This is a genomic window from Akkermansia sp. N21169, from assembly GCF_029854675.1.
Classification (GTDB): domain Bacteria; phylum Verrucomicrobiota; class Verrucomicrobiia; order Verrucomicrobiales; family Akkermansiaceae; genus Akkermansia.
In genome coordinates, this window is sequence record NZ_JARWNC010000029.1 from 1 (window position 1) to 20,463 (window position 20,463).

The 20,463-nt window shown below is 49.1% G+C and carries 22 protein-coding genes; 9 read left to right on the forward strand and 13 right to left on the reverse strand.

Going from position 1 to position 20,463, the window contains the following annotated elements:
* Positions 1 to 356: 356 nt before the first annotated feature.
* From QET40_RS02415 to QET40_RS02440, 6 genes are all read right to left on the reverse strand, one after another.
* On the reverse strand, positions 357 to 584 hold the full coding sequence (locus QET40_RS02415; protein ID WP_280125580.1) for a hypothetical protein: 228 nt from the start codon (positions 582 to 584) through the stop codon (positions 357 to 359).
* A gap of 151 nt (positions 585 to 735) precedes the next feature.
* Positions 736 to 1,110, reverse strand: coding sequence for a 30S ribosome-binding factor RbfA (gene rbfA / locus QET40_RS02420; protein WP_280125581.1), 375 nt, complete (start codon positions 1,108 to 1,110; stop codon positions 736 to 738).
* A gap of 18 nt (positions 1,111 to 1,128) precedes the next feature.
* Positions 1,129 to 3,210 (reverse strand): translation initiation factor IF-2, encoded by a 2,082-nt coding sequence (infB, locus tag QET40_RS02425; RefSeq protein WP_280125582.1) that lies wholly within the window; start codon positions 3,208 to 3,210, stop codon positions 1,129 to 1,131.
* Between the two features lie 54 nt (positions 3,211 to 3,264).
* Positions 3,265 to 4,527 (reverse strand): transcription termination factor NusA, encoded by a 1,263-nt coding sequence (gene nusA, locus QET40_RS02430; protein ID WP_280125583.1) that lies wholly within the window; start codon positions 4,525 to 4,527, stop codon positions 3,265 to 3,267.
* Between the two features lie 186 nt (positions 4,528 to 4,713).
* Complete coding sequence (locus QET40_RS02435) at positions 4,714 to 5,202, reverse strand: bifunctional nuclease domain-containing protein (protein ID WP_280125584.1); 489 nt, start codon at positions 5,200 to 5,202, stop codon at positions 4,714 to 4,716.
* A 43-nt stretch (positions 5,203 to 5,245) separates the two neighbouring features.
* Positions 5,246 to 5,755: a gamma carbonic anhydrase family protein gene (locus QET40_RS02440; protein WP_280125585.1), complete on the reverse strand. Its 510-nt coding sequence runs from the start codon at positions 5,753 to 5,755 to the stop codon at positions 5,246 to 5,248.
* Positions 5,756 to 6,144: 389 nt separating this feature from the next.
* Between QET40_RS02440 and QET40_RS02445 the strand changes: the two genes are divergently transcribed.
* Together QET40_RS02445 and QET40_RS02450 are read left to right on the forward strand one after the other, a co-directional pair.
* Entirely contained in the window at positions 6,145 to 6,744 is a 600-nt protein-coding gene (locus QET40_RS02445; RefSeq protein ID WP_345783045.1) for a DUF1287 domain-containing protein, read from the forward strand.
* A complete protein-coding gene (locus QET40_RS02450) occupies positions 6,737 to 6,982 on the forward strand; it encodes a helix-hairpin-helix domain-containing protein (protein ID WP_280125587.1) in 246 nt (81 codons plus the stop codon). Before QET40_RS02445 ends, QET40_RS02450 begins: the two co-directional genes overlap by 8 nt.
* A 22-nt stretch (positions 6,983 to 7,004) precedes the next feature.
* Here QET40_RS02450 and QET40_RS02455 read toward each other — a convergent pair whose 3' ends face one another.
* Complete coding sequence (locus QET40_RS02455; RefSeq protein ID WP_280125588.1) at positions 7,005 to 7,349, reverse strand: cupin domain-containing protein; 345 nt, start codon at positions 7,347 to 7,349, stop codon at positions 7,005 to 7,007.
* Positions 7,350 to 7,624: 275 nt separating this feature from the next.
* On the opposite strand from QET40_RS02455, the gene QET40_RS02460 reads away from it, so the two are divergent.
* Positions 7,625 to 8,110, forward strand: a complete 486-nt coding sequence (locus QET40_RS02460; RefSeq protein ID WP_280125589.1) for a MerR family transcriptional regulator — start codon at positions 7,625 to 7,627, stop codon at positions 8,108 to 8,110.
* Between the two features lie 241 nt (positions 8,111 to 8,351).
* On the opposite strand, the gene QET40_RS02465 is transcribed toward QET40_RS02460, so the two are convergent.
* From QET40_RS02465 to QET40_RS02485, 5 genes are all read right to left on the reverse strand, one after another.
* Complete coding sequence (locus QET40_RS02465; protein WP_280125590.1) at positions 8,352 to 8,942, reverse strand: flavodoxin; 591 nt, start codon at positions 8,940 to 8,942, stop codon at positions 8,352 to 8,354.
* Positions 8,943 to 9,013: 71 nt separating this feature from the next.
* Positions 9,014 to 9,550 (reverse strand): flavodoxin family protein, encoded by a 537-nt coding sequence (locus QET40_RS02470; RefSeq protein WP_280125591.1) that lies wholly within the window; start codon positions 9,548 to 9,550, stop codon positions 9,014 to 9,016.
* A gap of 414 nt (positions 9,551 to 9,964) precedes the next feature.
* Positions 9,965 to 10,942, reverse strand: coding sequence for a hypothetical protein (locus QET40_RS02475; RefSeq protein WP_280125592.1), 978 nt, complete (start codon positions 10,940 to 10,942; stop codon positions 9,965 to 9,967).
* 222 nt (positions 10,943 to 11,164) lie between these two features.
* Positions 11,165 to 12,097 (reverse strand): glycoside hydrolase family 16 protein, encoded by a 933-nt coding sequence (locus QET40_RS02480; protein ID WP_280125593.1) that lies wholly within the window; start codon positions 12,095 to 12,097, stop codon positions 11,165 to 11,167.
* A gap of 86 nt (positions 12,098 to 12,183) precedes the next feature.
* The gene (locus QET40_RS02485; RefSeq protein WP_280125594.1) at positions 12,184 to 13,173 is read right to left on the reverse strand and encodes a metallophosphoesterase; all 990 of its coding nucleotides are present in this window, start codon (positions 13,171 to 13,173) and stop codon (positions 12,184 to 12,186) included.
* A 280-nt stretch (positions 13,174 to 13,453) separates the two neighbouring features.
* Between QET40_RS02485 and QET40_RS02490 the strand changes: the two genes are divergently transcribed.
* A complete protein-coding gene (locus tag QET40_RS02490; RefSeq protein ID WP_280125595.1) occupies positions 13,454 to 14,728 on the forward strand; it encodes a serpin family protein in 1,275 nt (424 codons plus the stop codon).
* On the opposite strand, the gene QET40_RS02495 is transcribed toward QET40_RS02490, so the two are convergent.
* Positions 14,710 to 16,128, reverse strand: a complete 1,419-nt coding sequence (locus tag QET40_RS02495) for a DASS family sodium-coupled anion symporter (RefSeq protein WP_280125596.1) — start codon at positions 16,126 to 16,128, stop codon at positions 14,710 to 14,712. The two genes, QET40_RS02490 and QET40_RS02495, sit on opposite strands and share 19 nt — an antisense overlap.
* Positions 16,129 to 16,344: 216 nt before the next feature.
* Between QET40_RS02495 and QET40_RS02500 the strand changes: the two genes are divergently transcribed.
* The 5 genes from QET40_RS02500 (at position 16,345) to QET40_RS02520 (ending at position 20,419) form a co-directional block, all read left to right on the forward strand.
* Positions 16,345 to 16,674 carry an autorepressor SdpR family transcription factor gene (locus QET40_RS02500; RefSeq protein WP_280125597.1) on the forward strand — a complete coding sequence of 110 codons (330 nt, stop codon included), beginning with the start codon at positions 16,345 to 16,347 and terminating at the stop codon, positions 16,672 to 16,674.
* A gap of 8 nt (positions 16,675 to 16,682) precedes the next feature.
* Positions 16,683 to 17,390, forward strand: a complete 708-nt coding sequence (locus tag QET40_RS02505) for a DUF1648 domain-containing protein (protein ID WP_280125598.1) — start codon at positions 16,683 to 16,685, stop codon at positions 17,388 to 17,390.
* Positions 17,391 to 17,666: 276 nt separating this feature from the next.
* A complete protein-coding gene (locus QET40_RS02510) occupies positions 17,667 to 19,079 on the forward strand; it encodes a hypothetical protein (protein WP_280125599.1) in 1,413 nt (470 codons plus the stop codon).
* Between the two features lie 477 nt (positions 19,080 to 19,556).
* The gene (locus QET40_RS02515; protein ID WP_280125600.1) at positions 19,557 to 19,835 is read left to right on the forward strand and encodes a DUF3892 domain-containing protein; all 279 of its coding nucleotides are present in this window, start codon (positions 19,557 to 19,559) and stop codon (positions 19,833 to 19,835) included.
* A gap of 164 nt (positions 19,836 to 19,999) precedes the next feature.
* A complete protein-coding gene (locus QET40_RS02520) occupies positions 20,000 to 20,419 on the forward strand; it encodes a DUF4190 domain-containing protein (protein ID WP_280125601.1) in 420 nt (139 codons plus the stop codon).
* Positions 20,420 to 20,463 lie beyond the last annotated feature (44 nt).

Here is a 20,463-nt window from a genome sequence, read left to right on the forward strand (position 1 = left end):
GAAATCTTGCAGGCGAAGTACAAACATTTTCTCTCTGTGGGAAAAACACGAAAGTGTGCACTTATTGCCTGCTGTCATTCTCTAATCATTTATCTCAATAGCTTAACGAAAAAAATAATTCCCCCGGATGCAGCGTCGCACGCTGCCGGGGGGATTGGGGGCGAGTAGCCCCCATTTGTCTATTTCTGAATTATAGTTGACTCTTTTTCGTTCCAATCAATACCTAACAGCCGACATGAGAAAACCGACAAATCAGAATTTTCTCGAGAAACAAAATCATTTCCTCAGGAAATACACAATCAGTCGCCAGTTCCGAAGAGCTGACGACTGATGAATGATTTGCCGTCCTGGTGAGATTATCTCTTGATTTCTCTTATTTGATAATATCCCGGACGTTTCTGGTCCATCTTGGCAAACATCTGTTCCGCTTGTTCCCGAGTCTTGAACGTAAAATTACCTTTTTTTTGGACGAAGCTGCCAGGTTTTATTTCTGTAGATTCATGATAAATTTCCCAAATCCCTCCAGCTACCGTATCTAGTTCTTCTTCGTTCAGTTCCTGCTTATTCATAGAATCGTTGTTCATTGTTTTGAATGTTGGTTAGTTCACTAGTACAACGAATACCATGTTTGAAAGGTTACATGATTTTACCCTAGTAGAAACAAAAGAAAACCCCGCTCGAAGAGATTCCTTCGGGCGGGGCTAAGTTTCTGCGTTTGCGTTACGAGGAACTCGCTTATTCTTCTCCTTCAGGAGCGGGAGGTGCCTTCGGAAGGTTCTTGTCGATATCCTCAAGGAGGTTCACCATATCCACGCCGCGTTGCGCGGAATCGTCCAGTCGGAATACAAGCCGCGGTGTATTGCGGAGCACCACCCGCTTGGAAACGAGAGACTGGACCATGCCGTGACGGGCATTGAGTTTCTCCAGAACCTGGTCGGGATGCATGCGTCCAACGACGCCGATCCAGACCTTGCCTTCCTTAAGATCCTCCGTGATTTCCACTCCGGCAACGGTCACGATCGTATCCGGAAACTCGAAGTCGCGTTGAATAACCGTGCTTATTTCACGGCGCATCAATTCATTTACCTTATCCAGTCTGCGTGTACTCATGTGGAATAGACAATCCTATTAGAGAGTCTGTTTAATTTTTTCCAAAGTATAGCATTCGATCACATCGCCTTCTTCGTATTCGTTGAAGTCGCCGAGGCGAATACCGCATTCGAGGCCAGCCTTGACTTCGTCCACTTCATCCTGGAAGCGGCGGAGCGTCGACATCTTGCCGTCGAAGATTGCCTGACCATCTCGGAGCACGCGAGCTTCGCATGTCCTCTGCACTTTGCCGTCGGAAACCATACAGCCGGCAGCACGCCCTTTATTGAGCTTGAAGACCTGCTTGACGTCGGCATGGCCGATGATCGTTTCGCGGGTTTCCGGCTCAAGAAGACCGAGCATGGTATCACGCACCTGGTCGATGAGTTCGTACACAATGGAGTAGAGCTTCACCTGCACACCTTCGCGTTTCACCATGCGAACGGCATTGGATTCCACCTTCACATTGAAACCAAGAACGACGGCATCGGAAGAGGACGCCAGCAGAATGTCGGATTCGGAAATGGGACCGGCAGCCGTTTGGATGAAATGGCACTCCACCTTCTCGGACTTAATGTCTTCGATAGCCTTTCTAATAGCTTCGACTGAGCCTTGGACGTCCGCTTTGAGCAAGAGCTTGAGCTGAACTTTCTGGGAGCCATCGCCCATGAGAGCACGGATGTCTTCCATGCGAGACTTCCTAGGTGCATTCAAACGAGTTGCGCGGAGATCAAGCTGGCGTTCTTCAGCCAACTTCTTGGCAGCACGTTCATTCTCCATTTCAACAAGTTCATCGCCGACATTCGGAGTTTCGGCAAAACCGATAATCTCCACCGGTGTTCCGGGACCGGCAGATTTGATTTTCTTGCCGCTGTCGCTGTTGAGTGAGCGGACTTTGCCTGCAAAGGGGCCGCAAATGAAAGGCATGCCTACCTTGATGGTTCCGCTTTCGACAATAGCCGTCGCAGAGCTGCCACGCCCTTGTTCCACACGGGCTTCGATGATAGAAGCCCGGCAATTAGCCTTCGGGTTAGCTTTCAACTCCAATACTTCAGCCTGCAACACAAGCAGATCAAGCAGATCGGGAATGCCTGCACCCGTCAAAGCGGATACTTCCACGCATTCAATATCGCCACCGAAATCGGTCGGCACCAAGCCTTCTTCCATCAGACCGGTCTTGGTCTTCATGGGATCTGCTGCCGGCAAATCGCACTTGTTGATGGCGACGATCACCGTCTTTTTCGCAGCTTTAGCGTGGGCGATGGCCTCGCGTGTTTGGGGCATAATGCCGTCATTGGCAGCCACGACCAGCACGACAATATCCGTCACATCCGCTCCGCGGGCACGCATTTCAGTGAAAATAGCGTGCCCCGGAGTATCGATAAATGTCAACAACTGGCCTCCGTGATCTACGGAATAGGCACCGATGTGCTGGGTAATGCCACCCGCTTCCCCTTTGGCCACACGGGAACGGCGGATGTAATCCAACAAGGATGTCTTGCCATGGTCAACATGCCCCATGACAGTAATGATAGGCGTCCGGATTTTCAGAACTTCCTTGGGTTCTTCGACAACCGGGACGGGATCGGGTTCTTTGGGAACTTCCGGCAGAGGTTTGACTCCGCCGCCTTTTTCGCGTTTTTCGCGTTCGAAGACGAATCCATGGATATCACACAGTTTACCAACGACTTCCGCATCAATTACGGTTGAGGGATTGCCGAAAATACCCAAGCCCATCAAGTCCTTGATCAAGCGAAAAGGTTTAATTCCCATCATAGCAGCCAGATCCGAAACGGAAACCGGGGGTTTAAGGTTAATGACACCCCCCGGTTCTACGACACCGGGGTTACTATCGGCAGAGGGAAGGGGCGAATCAACTTCGGGAGATTCGGCAACAGGCTCGGCAGGAGTCTCTGGCTGAGGACGGGACTTCTTTTTACCCGAAAGGAGATCGAGAGCCTGCTTCTTTTCTTGTTTGACTGGAGTATCCGTGGCGGGAACCGGCGTCTCGCCGGCCGCTGCAGGTTCAACCTGCTGTTTCTTGCGAGGTCTCTTCGGCTTGGAACCGATGAGATCAAGCACTTCTTTTTCTGACTCGCGATTATCTTTTTGACCGGGCATAGATATAAAATTTTTTCTTGGAAATGCCGGTGAGGTTGTCCTCTCCGGCAGAGTTTACTGGTTCGCTACGTCGTGGACTTTTCCCATAACGGCTTCCGCTTCTTCCATGGAAATGTCAAGGTTGTCGGCGATATCGGCAGCCTCGAAGTCAACGAGGGCGGCAACCGTCGTACCACCCATGGAGGCAAGACCGTATGCGAGTTCCTCGGCAATGCCGAGCTGTTTACTCAGGGCCTTGGCTGCTTCTGCCAATTGCTTGGCAACACCGGCCTGAGGATCATACACGCGGACTTGAACATCCCAGTTCATCAGACGGGATGTCAAACGCGCGTTTTGTCCGCGACGTCCAATGGCCTTAGAAAGGTCCCTATCGTCATTGACAATGACTAGAACCGTCTTCGTATCGGAGTTCGCGGTAATTTCACGGGGTTCCACCGGAGTCAACGCACTACGCACGAACTCGGTGGGATCTTCCGTCCATTCGAGGATGTCCACCTTCTCGTTATTGAGTTCGCGGACGATATTTTTAACTCTTGCACCACGCAGACCAACGCAGGCGCCAACAGGGTCCACCTTGGAATCATTGCTGAAAACGGCCACTTTGGTACGGTACCCGGCTTCGCGGGCGATGCCGCGGATCTCTACCGTGTGATCGGCAATTTCCACGACTTCCGCTTCAAACAGGCGGCGGACAAGATTCGGATGGCTGCGGGAAAGAATTACTTCCGGTCCACGGCCTTCCACACGCACTTCAACGACGTAGAAACGCATCCGGTCACCGACGGAATATTCTTCCGTCGAAACCCGCTCCCGGGAGGGCATCACACCTTCGAACTTGCCCAGATCAATGTAGATATCGCCTTTTTCAAAACGGCGGACGGTACCTGTCACCAAGTCACCGGCACGATCCTTGAATTCATCGTAAAGCATTTCCTTTTCAGCATCCAAAAGTTTTTGCATCATTGTCTGCCGAGCAGTTTGGACAGCGATACGGCCAAAATCCTTCGGAGTCACGTTCACGTCAATGATATCCCCTATAGCAGCTTCGGCATTCAAGCGGACAGCCATGTTGACGGGAATCTGATTAAACTTGTCCTTGTATTCGTCTTCCGGCACGACTTCCAAAGCCGCGACAATACGCACCTTACCCTTGTTCGTGTTGATTTCTGCGCGTAGATGCTCAATCGAATTGGCACCGGGGACCATTTTCTTGTACGCGGAAAGGAACGCGGAGGCAAGAGCCGTCAGGATTCTGTCTCGGGAAAGACCTTTTTCTCTCTCGTAGTAGTCAACCAAGGCGGTAATATCGTTCGTCATGTGCGTGAAATGCTGATTGTTAATGAGGGAGACAAAAAAGAGCGGGTCATTGACCCACCCTCCTGAATGACTCCCGGGGAATGTTTTCGCGGAGATTAGATCATGCTCCCACTAGTTTGACAAGGATAATTCCTGTCTCCCTAAACTCTCATAGACAATTATTTTCGAAATCCAAAAATACGCCCGTCAAAAGAAATCGGGGCCCTCGCCATCAGGGGAGGATTTCCGGATTTCCTGCAATTTATCCGTGACGTCCTCCATGTCCGACCAAATATCGGAACGGATTGTAAACGGACATCCCTCAAGCAAAGACATAGCTAGGGCATCTCCCGGTCTGGAATCCAACTCCAACACCTTTCTTTCGGAGATTTCATTCTCCATTTCAACAATCATGCGACAGTAATAGATCCCTTTTTCGCTACGAACGATACAGGAACCACGCAAGCGAATCCCCATGCCCTTCATCATATCCCGCATCAAGTGGTGGGTCATCGGGCGGGGAATAACCTGTCCGGACAGATGGAGATTGATGAAGGCGCCAACAGCTGAATCAATAAAAATAACGACTGTTTTCCCCTCTCCATCCACTGGAGCAAAAAATGTAGCACAGCCGGCCGGAGTCGGCAACAAGGCAACGACGCGGACAGGAATAGAGAATGTTCCGGGATCCGGCATAGGAAAAAGATGAGGCGGAAAAAAGATTCACGCCATCAACAAGTTATGAATTCATATATCCACGTGAAACGCGAACGTATTTTTCAGCCCAGGCATGGTTTTTTACCTGGGATTCCGGGCCGAGATCCTTGACCACTTTGGCCGGAGATCCAAGAACCAGGGAATTGGGAGGAATCACCGTTCCCTTCGTTACCAGCGCCTGCGCTCCAACGACGGAACCCTCTCCGACTACGGCACCATCAAGGACAATGGCTCCCATTCCGATCAGGACGTCATTTTTGATTGTACAGGCATGCAGAATGGCGCCATGACCAACAGTCACGTAATCACCCACGATACAGCCATAGTTATCAGCCACGTGGAGGCAACTATTATCCTGAATATTGGAACACTTACCCACGGAAATATTGTTGATATCCCCCCGTAGCGTTACATTGTACCAGATACTCGCGTTTTCTTCGATATTTACCTGTCCGATCAGATCTGCGCTAGCGGCTATGTATGCCGTTGCGTCAATGACCGGAGTCTTCCCCTGATAGGATTCAATTGCCATACGCCATGGCATACTGGCAATTACCCCTGAAAGCCAGCAGAAAGATGTCCATACCTTCAAAACCGGACTATGTTTTCTCCGTCATTTCCCCGCCCAGACATCCACGGCTTTCCTCAAATATTCCACGATTGCTCTCTCACGCTCCGGCTCCATGCAGGCCCTTCAATGCTGTTCGTGCGAAAACAAAATACCGGCACAGATCCTCAAACAACAGGCAACAACGGAAAAGATACACGCACCCAACTTTCTATTTCCTGTTATATCCTCATTGCCCACAATCAATCACGAGATAGAGCCATGGAATTTCTTCTTTCCCCGTAGCCTGAAATAATCTATGAATAATCATGAGAATTTCTTGTTCAGCCTGGTTTTTCGCTATCCTCCTGTTCATGGTTGGCACCGTTTCCGGGACACCTCCGGAACCGGCTTTGTTCCTCGTGACAAGCGCGAGATCCCAAATCGGCGTCACAGTCTCGTACGATCCGGAATACCGCTCCATCTCCTACCCCAATGGCGACGTTCCGCAATCGACCGGGGTTTGTACCGATGTCGTTATCCGTGCCATGCGCCGGCTCGGATTCGACCTGCAAAAGGAAGTCCACGAAGACATGTCCAGAAATTTTTCCCAATACCCTAAACTATGGGGACTAAAATCCACGGACAAAAATATTGACCATCGTCGCGTCCCCAACCTCCGTACGTTCATGTACCGCCGCGGCTGGGCCATTCCCCTTTCCCCAAAATCCTCCGGCAAACAGGATCCCGGTCGCTACCACCCCGGCGATGTCGTAACTTGGTTGCTCCCGGGCAATCTTCCGCATATCGGCATTGTCTCCGACAGGAAATCACCTGAGGGAATTCCGCTCATCATCCACAACATCGGCGCCGGCACTCAGGAGGAAAACTGCCTGTTCTCCTTTTCCATCACCGGGCACTTCCGCCCCAAATGGAGCAAAACGACGACATCAACACATACTTACCATGGGTGAATTACGCAATATTCCAGGCGTCGGCAAAGAAACGGAAAAAGATCTCATCATGCTGGGATTCACAACCATCGCATCCCTCAAGAACGCCGATCCCGAGGAGCTTTACGAACGCGAATGCGCCATGCGGGGAATCCGTATCGACCGCTGCCAGCTTTATGTATATCGTTGTGCCGTTTATTTTGCTTCGACGGAAAATCCTGATCCGGAAAAACTCAAATGGTGGTATTGGAAAGGATAAACAAATACCCCCTCCAACGCTTTTAATCTTCCGGAGGAAAGGCAACCGTCAGGAGCATTTTGAAATCTTCAACGGCATAAACGGAATGAGGAAGCCCCGCAGGTAGAACGATAGCCTCACCCTCACGGAGGATGGAATCCGCGCCGTTCAAAGTAATTCGGGCCACTCCATCAAGCACCTGGATCAGTTCATCGCCAATGGACGAATGCGTACTCACGCCCTCCCCTTTACTGAAAGCAAACAGAATAAGCCGAACGATTTCATGCTTCGTCAAGGTCTTGCTAACGATCTCCCCGGGAGAATAGGAGACTAATCCGGCCAGAGACAAAGCCGACCCCTCCGGTATATTTTCTAGTTCTGTTGTCATAATTTGTACTCAATGAGATTCGTGTTCCGCAAGAACTTCTCGCAAGCCCTTTCTCCGGGCCAAACACGATCTTCCAGAATGCGGAGGCCATCACTTGCGTCCGAAGTACCTCCAACGCTTTTGATTCCAATCTGCATTTCACACACTGAGACCATCCCCCAGTCGAGGATGTTCAAATCGGTGTCTGTCTTCCAGACAGACAGAATGTCAACAAATGGTTTGAGACTCTCCTTCCCATGGATTATTAAAGTTACAGTAAGAATAACCCAGCCCATATGATAGAAAGCCAACGCAAGGAAGGAACCTTCCCCAACTCCTACGACCAAACTCCCTGCTATACCGTCAAACAAGTCGCCGACATGGTGGAACTATCCACCTACACGGTTCGATATTATGAAAATGCAGGCCTCATTCCCGGAGTGGATCGTAGCGGGAGCAACGCTCGCCTGTTCTCGGAATACAATCTAAACTGGTTGCGCCTGGTCCACTGCCTGCGCATGACCGGACTTCCAATTGAAGGAGTAAAACGCTACATCAACCTCTGCCTGGAAGGAGATTCGACAATTATGGAACGGGCGGAAATCATCTCCCGTCAGGAAAAAAACCTCCGAACCCAAATCCGCATGCTGAACAAGCAAATGGAAGTCCTAAAATACAAGAAGCGTTACTACAAAGAACTTCTTGAAAACCGGGAGAACGACGTCTGCAATCCTCTCAATCACATTCCTCAGGAAGAGCCCCATATCAAACCGAACGATTAAAACAACAGTTGACTCAATCGTTGAAGGGAGAAAAGAGACAGGCAACAACAAAAACCCATCCCTTTTCCCCCTTTCTCCTATCACCTTTCAGTACTTTACTGACAAAATTGATTGCGGAGGCGTATTCCCTATCCGCTACGAGAGATCCCCACGGCCCCCCCCGAAAGCAAACGACGGAAAAGCACACTTATATGAAAAATAGATGGCCTCCCCGGCAAAACACGGTTCTTCAGCAATCGGGTTATTCTTTGATGGTAACTGATTCTTGAATCCACTTGGCAATGGCTGCCCGGTAGCTGCGAATGCCCTTCCCGGCAAAAACTCCGCTCTTAAGAAATACCGAGCCCGGACAAAGTTTCCGTAAGTTTTCCTCACAATGAGCCAAACCACCGCCGCCATGCGTCACGAACGGAATCACAGTTTTCCCGGCGAGGTCATATCCGGCGGCAAAAGAAGCAACCGGAGGAGCAATATTGCTCCACCAATTGGGAGAACCGATAAAGATAACGTCGTACTGTCCGATATTGTCTACTTTCGTCGCCAAATCGGGACGGAATCCATCCTTGATCTGCTGTTTGGCCACCTGGGTACAAGCATTGTAGTCTTGGGGATAAGCCTCCGCCGGCTTAATCTCGAACAGGGTACCTCCTGTTTCTTTCCGAATCTGTTCCGCAACAAAGCGGGTATTTCCACCCCAGGAATAGTAGGCAATCAGAATCCGGGATGATTCAACTGACACCGGAGTCCGGAGTTGTGATCGTTCCTGTCCCTGACCGACAAGGGTTGCCAGAAGAGAGGAAACGCATAAACCGAGGAATGTTCTCTTTTTCATATGTCGATATTCTATGAATGAATTGCTTAACACGGAAGACCGGGGCGCCCTCCATCATTGATCCGATCAATTCAGGCCCCCATCCCCATGGACTTAGCCTCCTCCAAGGCAGGAGATCCCTTGATGTCGCCAACTTTCCAGGCACCGATACCATAGACAACACCTCGTTCGACGGCTCCTTCCAGACAATCCAGAAATCCACGGAAGCATTCTACAGTTCGCAACATGGCCTCGCGATTATCGTCTGCGGCTGCCAGAATAAAATAAAATTCCTTGTCCCGGATATCCAGATAACGGGGAACCGTGCGGTCGATGAAGGTTTTCATCTGGGCATTCAGAGTATAGAAATAAACAGGCGTCCCCAGAACGATGACATCAGCCTTCAAGAGTTTTTCCAGCATCTCTGCCATGTCGTCCTTCTGCATGCAGACATGGGTATCGTTGCATACGCCACAACCACGGCAGTAGTTGATTTTTTTGTCAGAGAGGCGCACTTTCTCCACCCGGTGCCCGGCATCAAGAGCCCCCTGCATGAAGGCATCGCAAAGAAGATCGGAATTACCTCCTTTGCGGGGGCTAGCCGAAATAATCAAAATATTTTTCATCATCAAATCAATAGGTTAAAATTAAAGGTTGGTCATGAAGACAGTTCAAACGACCTGCTTCGAAAAGAACTCTCGTCAGTACGTACATATTAAAACAATCCATGGTCTTTCTGAATTTGGAGATTGATAAGAACCAGTCACCCAAGGCGGAACCCGCCCTGTATCCGACCGGACTTTAACTCTATCAAAAACCCTACAGTTACTCTAATGGAAGATTTTTTTCACTCTCCTCTGAAAAAATTTCATCAAGAAAATCTATACACTTATTTCGAATAAGTTATGAAACAAAAAAAATCATTTGCCCTTTCATGAAAGTAAATGGAAGACACATCGAAAAGAAAAAGCATCCACCTTCTAGCCTGTTTTCCCGCCAAACCACCTTGATCAATCGCAGAGCCCCCCCCGTCACCACAACCACTAGTTCATCTTGTCGAGGACTGGCATCCAACCCCGCCTATCCGGATGGAACAGATAGATTTTTCCCAATGCCAGAGACACATAAAAACTCTCTTTACTGTTCCCTTCCCCTTTGAATAGATGAACCCTTCTAGCGGGAGAAGAGGATACATGAATCCACTTTTTCTTGGGGCGAGTCGGATTATAGAGGCTTGTGACTTCAATTCCATCCTTGGTAAACGTCCACTTTTCATCATTCTTTTCCGTCTTCCAGTTTCCCAGCAACTCGCCGTACGGACAAGTATCCTTCCTGGCAATCGGGCGATTCCCCAAAACTCCAATATAATCATTCAGTGCCTTAAGTTCATCCGCACTAGCACCCTTTTCCAATAAAACAGGGATTTGCTTGACGAGGTAGGCCACGTAATTCGTTGTAAGGTCTTTTGTCTTCCGGGAGCATTCATCCACAAAGCGCCTGCGTATTGTCCCTAATTCAGTTTCACAATTCACCCCCTTGCGCGACGGAGCAATGCGAGACATGGGCAATGAAAACACTTTAGACCTTTGCATTAAGTTATTCTCATCCAGGTAGAACCAAAGACGATCACCATTGTTGAACACAAGGACTTCGGAATCAGATGATTTTAGATCCACCTGAAATTTTTCCACGGAACCGTCCGGAGAGCGGGAAACCATCACCATGTCCATATTTAGAGTATGCGACCAATCTCCTCCCCAACCTGAAGCCATGAAGTAAGAAAAATTCTTTTCCGCACTATTCCCCCACACATATGTACCGTTCGTCAACGAATCGTAATAGTCCTTGACCTTCTTGGCCGTTGCAAAGTCGGAGGAATTCAGACATTTCTCCTGTAACTTTTTCAATTCAGCCAAATGAGCTTTCGTCAGGTCTGCGCAGATATTCCGACATTTACGGCGGTACGTTTCGTCGAGAGACTGGACAGAGGCAGGAAGATCCGCCCCCAGACAGCTCATCACGAAACAAAAGCATATCACTTTGAAAATTGTCCTGTAAAAAAACATTGTGTTGTTTTATTTATGGACTTATTTCAGAAGAGAAGTCAACACCATTATTGATCCCAGAAAAGAACAAACGCCCCCCAACAAGACGCACCTGACCAAAGAGCAAGAACAATGCCGATCATAGCATAGCTCTTACCAGTCGGTTTGCCTATGACAAGAGAATGCGCTAAAACTTCCCTACCGCATCTTTCCTTCCAGGTCGATCGTCCCCGTCTCCGGCGCATCTACCCTTTGATAAACACGGACATAATCAACTTCGAAAGTCGCCGGCCACTTGATCTTATCCAATTTGCCTCCCGCCTTGCCAAGGGCCAAATTCAAAATAATGGCCTGCGGCTGATGAAAGGGATTCTCCTGCTTCTCAAACAAGGCATTCTTCGTTTTGTCTAACATAGTGCGGTTCAAAAGAATGTCATCTACGTAGAGAGAAATGGAATCCTTATTCCAGTCCATGCGGAAAACATGGAATTTACTGTCCCACAGCGGATCCTTCTCCCTCAAGCGATCCACAGGTGTCCTTGTTGTACTCCATTGTCCTATAGACTTCCTCTCCGATGCCCAGCACAAATTGGCCAGATACGTTCCCTGATAGTATTCCATAATATCGATCTCGCCACAGCTCGGCCATCGTTCCGTGATCCCCACCGTCCAAAAAGCAGGCCACATTCCCTCCACGGGCAGGAACCTCCCCCTGCATTCGAATCTGCCGTAAAGCCAGGCAAACTTTTTTTTCGTCGTCAGGGAAGCGGACGAATACTCCGCCTGCTTGCGATTGAGATGCCAGCTTTTACTCTCCTTTTTGTATCTGGGGTTATTGATTTTTTCCTTCCTTCCTTCTATGACAAGGTTCCCTCCCTTGCAAAAGGCATTTTTTGCCTGGTACCACTGGGGTTCCTCATTCCGCACAAAGCCTTCCTCATAATTCCATTTTTTCGGATCCGGGCGGCCATCTTTGTCAAATTCATCATTCCAGACAAGTTTCCAACCTGTGTAGTCGGCTTTTTCCACAACCAGAGGCGCCTTTTTAGTCCCCTTGTCCTGATTGATAAAATCCTCGGCCAGAGAGGAATATCCCATCGCCGTTCCCAAAAGAGCTATCATCCATAACATTTTCATTCTACACTATCATACGGCGTCAAAAGATCCGATTTTACATTTTCCTTCCTTTTTCTGCACATCAAGAGAGAATCCGGGGCTCATCGGTATACGATCACTCTGTCCTTGATCCCCGGATAGAGTTTGTCCGCCTGTGGATAATTCTCACGAATTGGAACCGGCGGAAGAAATTCACTCTGCGTACCTTTGATCTCTATCGTCCCAGCCTCCGAATCAAGAGTGATAAATGCGAAAAGGGGGTGCTTATACTCAGCCATATGTCCGTTGGAGAACGCAGCTGCATGTCCGATCCAAAAGTAAGAAGCACTATTAATCTGAATATATTGAACTCCTTCGATAACTTTGTGGTTGTCGATATGGTGATGCCCGCAAATACTGGCAATGACTTTGAATCCTTCCGGTTTGACGGCATTCACCTCTCGGATGATCCGTCGTACATCCCCGGTACTGGAAGAACAGGGGGCCTGCCAAATGTCATCGAAGGCCTCATGGGAAAACAGAATGGACAGCTTGCGCGTTCCGAGCAGATCCTTTTTCAACCACTCGAGTTCGGCATCGCTTAACAACTCGTTGACAACCGGCAAGCCTTCCCGCTTCGAAGGCCGCTTGTCGTAGAATCTCCCTCCCTGCTTGAAGTAGTTGGCATCCAGCACGACAAAATGGTATCCGTCCACGTCAAAGGAATAGAAATTCCCCGGCATCTGCAGTTGCTTCACCAGAGCTCCTTTGTCGCCTCCGTCCATTTCGTGATTGCCTAGAACATGGTACTTTTTCCCTGGGAAACGGTTCCAGACTTCCAGCATAGCCTCCACATCCTCCGGTTTGCCATGAGTCATATCCCCGAGCTGGATAATAAAGTCCGGCCTCTTCTCAATAGCCTTGTCAATAAAGATTCCCAACCGTCTCTCCGCATCCTTTTGAAGACCTTTGTGAATATCGGAGATAATGCCGAATGTCACCTTTTTACCCTTCCCTATGTCGGGAACAGTTCCTGCGGACAGACTGGCAACAGCCGGGAACAATAGTAATTGCCCTAAAGCGGAGATAAATTGACGACGGGAAGTATCCATATAAAAATCAGGGATTTCAGATACTTACGTCCCACCAATCTCCAAAATTTCATCACCTTCGACATTTACATTTCCGTTATCTGCTCGACTCTAGAAAAAGCACTCGCCCTCCTACACATTCTGAAATCATCCGCCATACAGGCGCCCTCCTCAAGAAATTCATATTGACGAAATACCCCTGCCAATGGATAAAACCAATATTCAGGCATAATTTTCTGCCTTCGCATGACATGGCAAAATAAAATGCCACGCAGTACCGATTTTAAAAAAGACTCCAATCATGAAAGCCATCATTCCCCTTCTTGCTGGCGCCCTGTTCGCCATCTCAGCCACCGCACAGCCCCAGGAGGCCAATTCCATCAATATCATGGGGTTGAAGATCTTGCAAAGTCTTGTACCTCCAGGAAGCAGTACCAATATCACCGTTTCTCCCTACTCCATCGCTGACATGCTCCATATCATCCGTCTGGGCACTCAAGGTACCACCCGTACGGAGCTAGACGCCGTGCTGGGAAATTCCGAACAATTCAATACAACGCGAACTGTCCTGAACAAAGCTCGGCCTGTCAAACAATCCTTTATATCCAGCACCTTCTCCAACAAGAAAGAATCCCCCTTCACTCTGATTTCGGCACGAAAACTATTCGTCGACAACCACTTCAAGATCAACAACGCCTACACTAACCAATTCGAGGAAGAAGTCATTGCTCGGCAACCCTTCTCTGAAAATCAGGAGCAGGCCAGAATCTCCATCAATCAATGGGGAGCTAAGTCAACCAACAACTTGATCAAAGAAATTATCCCGCCGACAATGGATCTGAGTCAATCCAGAATCATTGCCGCCAATGCCCTTTATTTTCTGGGAAAATGGGAAGTGCCATTTAAAAAATTCGCTACGACTAAACAGGATTTCCTTACTCCTCAAGGGAAAACGACAGTCGATATGATGTCTGACAAAAGAATCATGCCCTACAAAATGATCCCCGGAGTAGGAACCAGCATCTCTCTTAGTTACAAATGGCTTCAAGAGCCCGGTTCTCCCGAGCCCGTTTTCATCGCTGTCCTTCCCGAATCCAAAAAAACAATCGGAGACTTTTTGGGCGCACTCTCTCCCCGGCAACTTGAACAATGTATCCCGGACCAAAAAGAATTAGTGCTCCTCGGCCTCCCGAAATTCAAAACGGATGGGGATTCTCTCTCTATCAATCCAGGTTTACAGAAAGCGGGTCTCCATGAATTATTCATCGAAGGAAAAGCCGACCTCAGCCTCATTTCACCAACTCTCCTTCATCTGGTCAACGTATTGCAGAAATGTTTCGTCAGTGTCGATGAAGAAAAAACGGAAGCTGCCGCCGTTACAGCAGGGATCATAGACGAATGCATTCCCGTAAGCGAACCACCCTTCAAAACACTCACCTTCGACCGCCCCTTCCTGTGGTTCATCTATGACAAAACAACGGGAAGTATCCTCTTCATGGGCGTCCAGAACAATCCGGGGGAAAACGATGCCAGCCGCGATTCTGAATCATTGCCTCCCTACATCCAAAATAAATAAGCCCAGCCGGCTTTGACGAAAACCAGCACGATGTTAATCGCAAAGCCCACCTTGATCATCATGGATTGAGGCACTTTGCCCGTAGCAAAAGCCAAGGCGTTGGGTGGCGTCGATACCGGCAGCATGAATGCGCAGGAAGCTCCCACACCAATCAGCAACACGAGAGGTTCCGCCGGAATCCCCATCTCGGCGGCAACGGTCACCATCAGGGGGCAAACGAGTGCGGCAGATGCCGTATTCGAGCAAAACTCCGTGAGCATCGTGATAAACAGGCTCACAATCAGGAAGAGTACAATCAGGCTTTGCCCCGTCCCCAGCACGGCAACTTGGGAAGCAAGAAACTGACCTGCTCCCGTCTTGATCAATATCGTACTCAAAGTGATGCCGCCACCAAAAAGCAGAAGAACGCCCCAGTCCGTGTTTTTGACAATTCCCTGCCAGTTGATCAAGCCGCACACAGGGAGCAACACCACGGCGCACAAGGCAATCAGAGCATCAATAGATGGGATTCCCCCCGGTACAAGGCCGGAAATAAAACCGCTAAACATCCAGCACAGGGCAATGACGGTGAAAACTCCCAGCACGCGTTTCTGCTTGGCATCCAGGTTGCCATGTCCTGCAACGGCACTTGCCTCCACCACGTCATCGGGCGATTTGATTTTCAGAGAAAGACAGGGTTTGAGCATCACCCACATCAATGCAAAGACCACCACGGAAAAGACACAGGCCACCGGAACACCAATCTTGAGCCAAGCCGCAAATCCCATGTGCAATTCCCGGGCTGCAATCGCATTGGGAGGTGAGCCAACCAAGGTTCCCATCCCTCCGATGGAGGCACTGTAGGCCACACCCAACACGGCGAAAATCCAGGTCGATTTATACTTGCTTTCATCCACTTCACCCAAAAGACCAATAACCAATGGCAACATCATGGCCGCCGTTGCCGTGTTGGACATCCACATCGACAAAAAGGCCGTCGCGGCAAAAATCAACCCAAGAGCCAAGCCCAGATGGCCCCGCGAAAACCGCAAGATTTTACCCGCGAGCCAGGTGTCAATTTTCTGCTCATGCAAGGCTCCCGCCAGCACAAAACCACCAAAAAACAGAAAGATCGTCGGATCCGCAAAACCCACCATAGCCGATGCCCCGGGAAGAATCCCCAGGATCATCGCCAAAATCGGTACCAGAAGGGCAGTAATCGTCACATGAACCGCCTCCGTCAGCCACAAAATGCCAATGAAGACGAGGATAGCAACACCTTTGGCCGCATCGCCATCCAGAGGGAGCCATTTGAGGAGTGCCAGAAAGAGAAGCACATCGCACAGGATGATTACATACTTGCAGTGCCCTTTCTCCGTATCCTTCGTATCATGCTGAATAGTAGGTACTTTTTTCTTCATAGCCCATGTTGTCCTTCTCTTCTAAATCCTTGCTGTCAGCAGTCCGGGGGAGAGCTGGTATGGTTCACAGTAGCAATCTTCAAGCAGCAGGTCAATAAGCCCTCGTGCCTAAAATGCCATTTCTCGGCCCTGCCATTCTTCTAAAAATTTCGGCATCTTCTTGACCTCCTCAAAAAAACAGATAATAAATCATTTAACATTCAACTTAAATGTAAAATGAGTACGGAAAGCAGTTTACAAAATACGCTCAAGGCATTAGCCGATCCCACGCGAAGAGAGATTCTGGAGATTTTGAAATCCGGGCGCCAATCAGCAGGAGACATCGGCAAACGCTTCAACATCACCGGTGCTGCCATCTCCCGCCACCTTTCCGTTTTAAAGGAAGCGGATTTAATCCGCGATGAACGAGAGGGCAAATTTATCTTCTACGAGCTCAACCTGAGTATTATGGAAGAGCTTCTCACATGGTTTGGCAACTTCCAGTCCACACGGCAGAGCAAACAATCCCAGAGTAAAGGATCTTCCCGTCCTGAACCTCAACACTAATCTCTCCCATGGATGCGCTTCAATCCCCTCAGCGCCCTTCACTCTTCAAGGGTGGCCCCATCCTGACCGAACTTACCATTGCGCTTTTGCCCTGGGTCTTCCTTGTCATCATCTACAAGGAACTTCCTGCCCAGGTTGCCGTCCACTTCAACGCCGAGGGTATTGCCGATCGCTATGCCACCAAAGAGAGTTGGGAAGTGCTGTGCCTCCCCTCCGTCGGTTTTATTGGATTCATCATCGGACGCTTTATTCGTTTCATGTGCATGCTCTCAGGCCGTTTCGATAAAAAGTTCTGTAACGCCAAACCTCTAGAGCGTTTTTGCACCTACACAGAACTCTTCTCGGTGAGTCTGTTATCCGGCACAGCTCTTTACCTTTTGCAAAGCTGCAGAGCCTCATTGGAAACGATGAATATTGAGTTACTCCTGCGTATCTTCGTAGCAGCCATCTCAATTCTTTTCATCCTGGTCGGGAATCTCTGTCCAAAAATACGCCCCAACAAATGGTTCGGAATCAAAACTCCCCGGGCATTTTCCAGTCCGAATGCCTGGAATAAAGTTCAGAGCGTCGGAGGAAGACTCATGTTCTGGTGCGGTGTCTTCAACCTGCTAATTGTCTGTGTTCCTTTTATTCCCACAGGAATAGTAGTAACCTGCAGTTGCATCACCATGGTCCTCATGCTGTTTGCCATCTTCCTCTATCGCCCTAAAATGTGAGCAAGGAGAAATCGGAGCCAAGCCTCGAGTCTGACAACTCACTCCATCGCATTGGGACTCAGCACGGCAGTCTGCCCTGAACCGTAACAGTACACGTCGTTCCAACCCAAGAGATTTTCTAAAAAGAGGAACATGCTGGCCGTACTGAGAAGTCGAGGTAGCATTGCCCCAATCCAAGACAAAGCCAATCTTTCTAAGAACAGAAAAAATGAAAGTAATTCCTCAATCAAGACGTATCATCTCATCATCAACTCTTTCTCCTCCTTTGATTCTCCTATGAAAACAGCTGTTTTTGCCCTATGCCCCTGCCTTCTTTTATCCGCCTTCGCTCAGACTTCCCCTTCCGCCGGAAATAAATCCGGCAATCCCGCTTCCACTCAAATTGCAGACCTAGCCTCGCAGGTCATTGCTCCGGATTGGGATCGATTGAAGCCGAGTCCTCTCACAGGAGAATGGGAACGGGGCGTGCAAGGAATGTTGTTAAACGCCAATAAATTCGCCCTCAACACTTGGTATCATGATCGCAAGGGATTCGACAAACAGGATAGTCCCTACCTGGATTTCAAAGGTCGTGCCGAAGCACAAATCCGTCCCGTAGCACACCAGGTATTCGGATTGGCGACATCCTTGAAATGGAACCTCTACGATCCTGCCATCACCGGGATCTCCCGCGAAGAAGCCACCCGCCGCACCATCCGTATGATCAGCTCTCTCGCCCACCACCACAAAGCCAATCAAGGTAAAACCGGTTGGGGGGATGCATGGCAAAGTGCCCTGTGGGCTAGTCAGGCCGCCCTGGCAGGATGGTTTCTTTGGGACGAACTGGATGCTTCCACGCGCATGGAACTTACCCGTATGACCGAGCACGAAGCCGACCGCTTCATCAACTACAAAACGCCCTACTACCGCGACAAAACAGGCAAAATCATCACACCGGGCGACAGCAAAGCCGAAGAAAACGCCTGGAACTCCACCATCCTTGTTGCGGCCAACGTCATGATGCCGCACCATCCCAACTGGCAAAGATGGAACGACAAGGCTATCGAACTTCAAGCCTCCGCCTACTCCGCCCCCGGCGACTGGAATCTCCCGGGATCAATCAATGGATTCCCCTTCAGCAAGTTGAATGGCAGCAATATCGATCCGGACGGCACCGTCATCAACCACAACATCCTGCACCCGGACTACATGACAGCCATCATGGGCAGCGCCACTAATGCCTGGATCTACTGCATCGGCGGCATGAAATCCCCGAAGGCTTCGCTTTTCAACGGCAACAGGGTCTATCATGCCCTCACCGATTTGCTCGTCAAGGATGGCAAAACCATGTACGTCTCCAACCAGGGGCAGGCCACAGCTACCATGTACTACCCTCAGGGCAACGACTGGGGCAACAATCGCCAGGCAAACTACTGGCTCATGGACATCATGGCGGATCTCTTCCACTGGGATACCCAATCCTCTATCAAAGGCCATGATTGGGCTCGTGCCCGCCAACAGGAAATGCAAGCCATGCAGGCCCGCACGACCACAGGCCAATACTACCAGAAGCGCGACGAAGACACCTTCCCCTCCCGGGAAGAATGGATTTCCTACCACCTCGCTTTCGGCTACATCGGCCTCTGGCTCCACCAACACCAACTCGTCAAATTCACCGACGCGCCTCTCAAAGCACCAGTTGCAAGGTAAAGGTGAATAGTATCGTGTCCTCCTTGCCAGAAGAGGCAAGGAGGACACTACTTAACAACTAGTAATTTACATTAAGCATATTACAGGTTTCAATCCACGTGTGAGTCACACGAACATGTCCAAGAGAGACCGCCAAGGACAGGAACAAGTATGGAGACTCCAAGAGGGAATGTCACTCGCAAAACACCACTGTCCTCCACAAGCCAACATTCCTGTAATATGAATATTAAAATTTTATTCCTGTACTATTTTAATGAAATTCTAGTTTGTTTTATGTTGACAAGTATCGTAAATCGACGTAAGGTACGCCCAACGGAACAAAAAAGGTAAGGTACAGCGAATACCTTACCTCAATGTTCCGATAACCCAATCTCGAAGAAGAGTATTGGCATCAGTTTAGCTAGTGAGCTAGACACCTTATATGGGTTCATGATGATGATGTCAACTTGGAATCGGGATCCAACACATATTCACATTATGAATACTGCCCAAAAATTAAAATTGAAGCCGTGGTGCTACATAGTAACCTCCACTCTCGAAATTGACTCCATCTATGTAGCCGGGGGAAATATCATTCCCGGGCTTTACAAGAAGGAGGTACTCCATGACTATGTCAAACAGGGGGGGATCATATACGTCAATATCCCTGATTATCCGAAACTCATCGCTGCTACCAGTGCACGAGGAGAAAAGTACGTCCGTTCCGCACCTAACGATACCCCAAATGATAATCTCCTGAAATTGCCTTGCATCTAAGGTCAATCGTTTGACACATTGTTATTGAAAGGCCAGTGCTGTTGAGAAGATAAACTCAACAGCACTGGCTATTCATAGCCCATTTTTAGAAATAAGCCAACTTCCACAAATTTGTCTCGTTTCCGGATGCAAGAGGGACTAAAGAGTAAGGAAATTACATGACCATGGAAACGCCCGAAGGACATTCAGAGGCTCAGAAGCAGCCAATCGTACCACAGAAGACAAACGGAATGTGCATAGCGGCATTCGTCCTGGCTCTTGGAGCTATTCTGACTGCTCCATTCGTCATTCCTGGCTTTCTGGCAAGTATTCTCGCCCTTGTTTTAGGTATTCTCGGTATTAAGAAAGCAAAACGGGAAGGCCATTCGGGAGAAACACTCGGAATGTGGGGTATTGTCCTCTCCTGCCTGTCCTTGCTGGTTAGTCTGACTCTAGCCGGAATCGCTACGTGGTTCTTCCTCGAATTGAAAAAATCCGACGAATTCAAGCAAGAGATCCGGGAACAAATTGAGCACCAGAAGGAAATTGATCCGGAAGGAGCCAAAAAAGCCGAAAAAATTTTCCATTTCCTCGGCTTGGATTAATAAACAAAAAATCGAAGTAGAGCATTCTTCGGTCAAGAATTTTC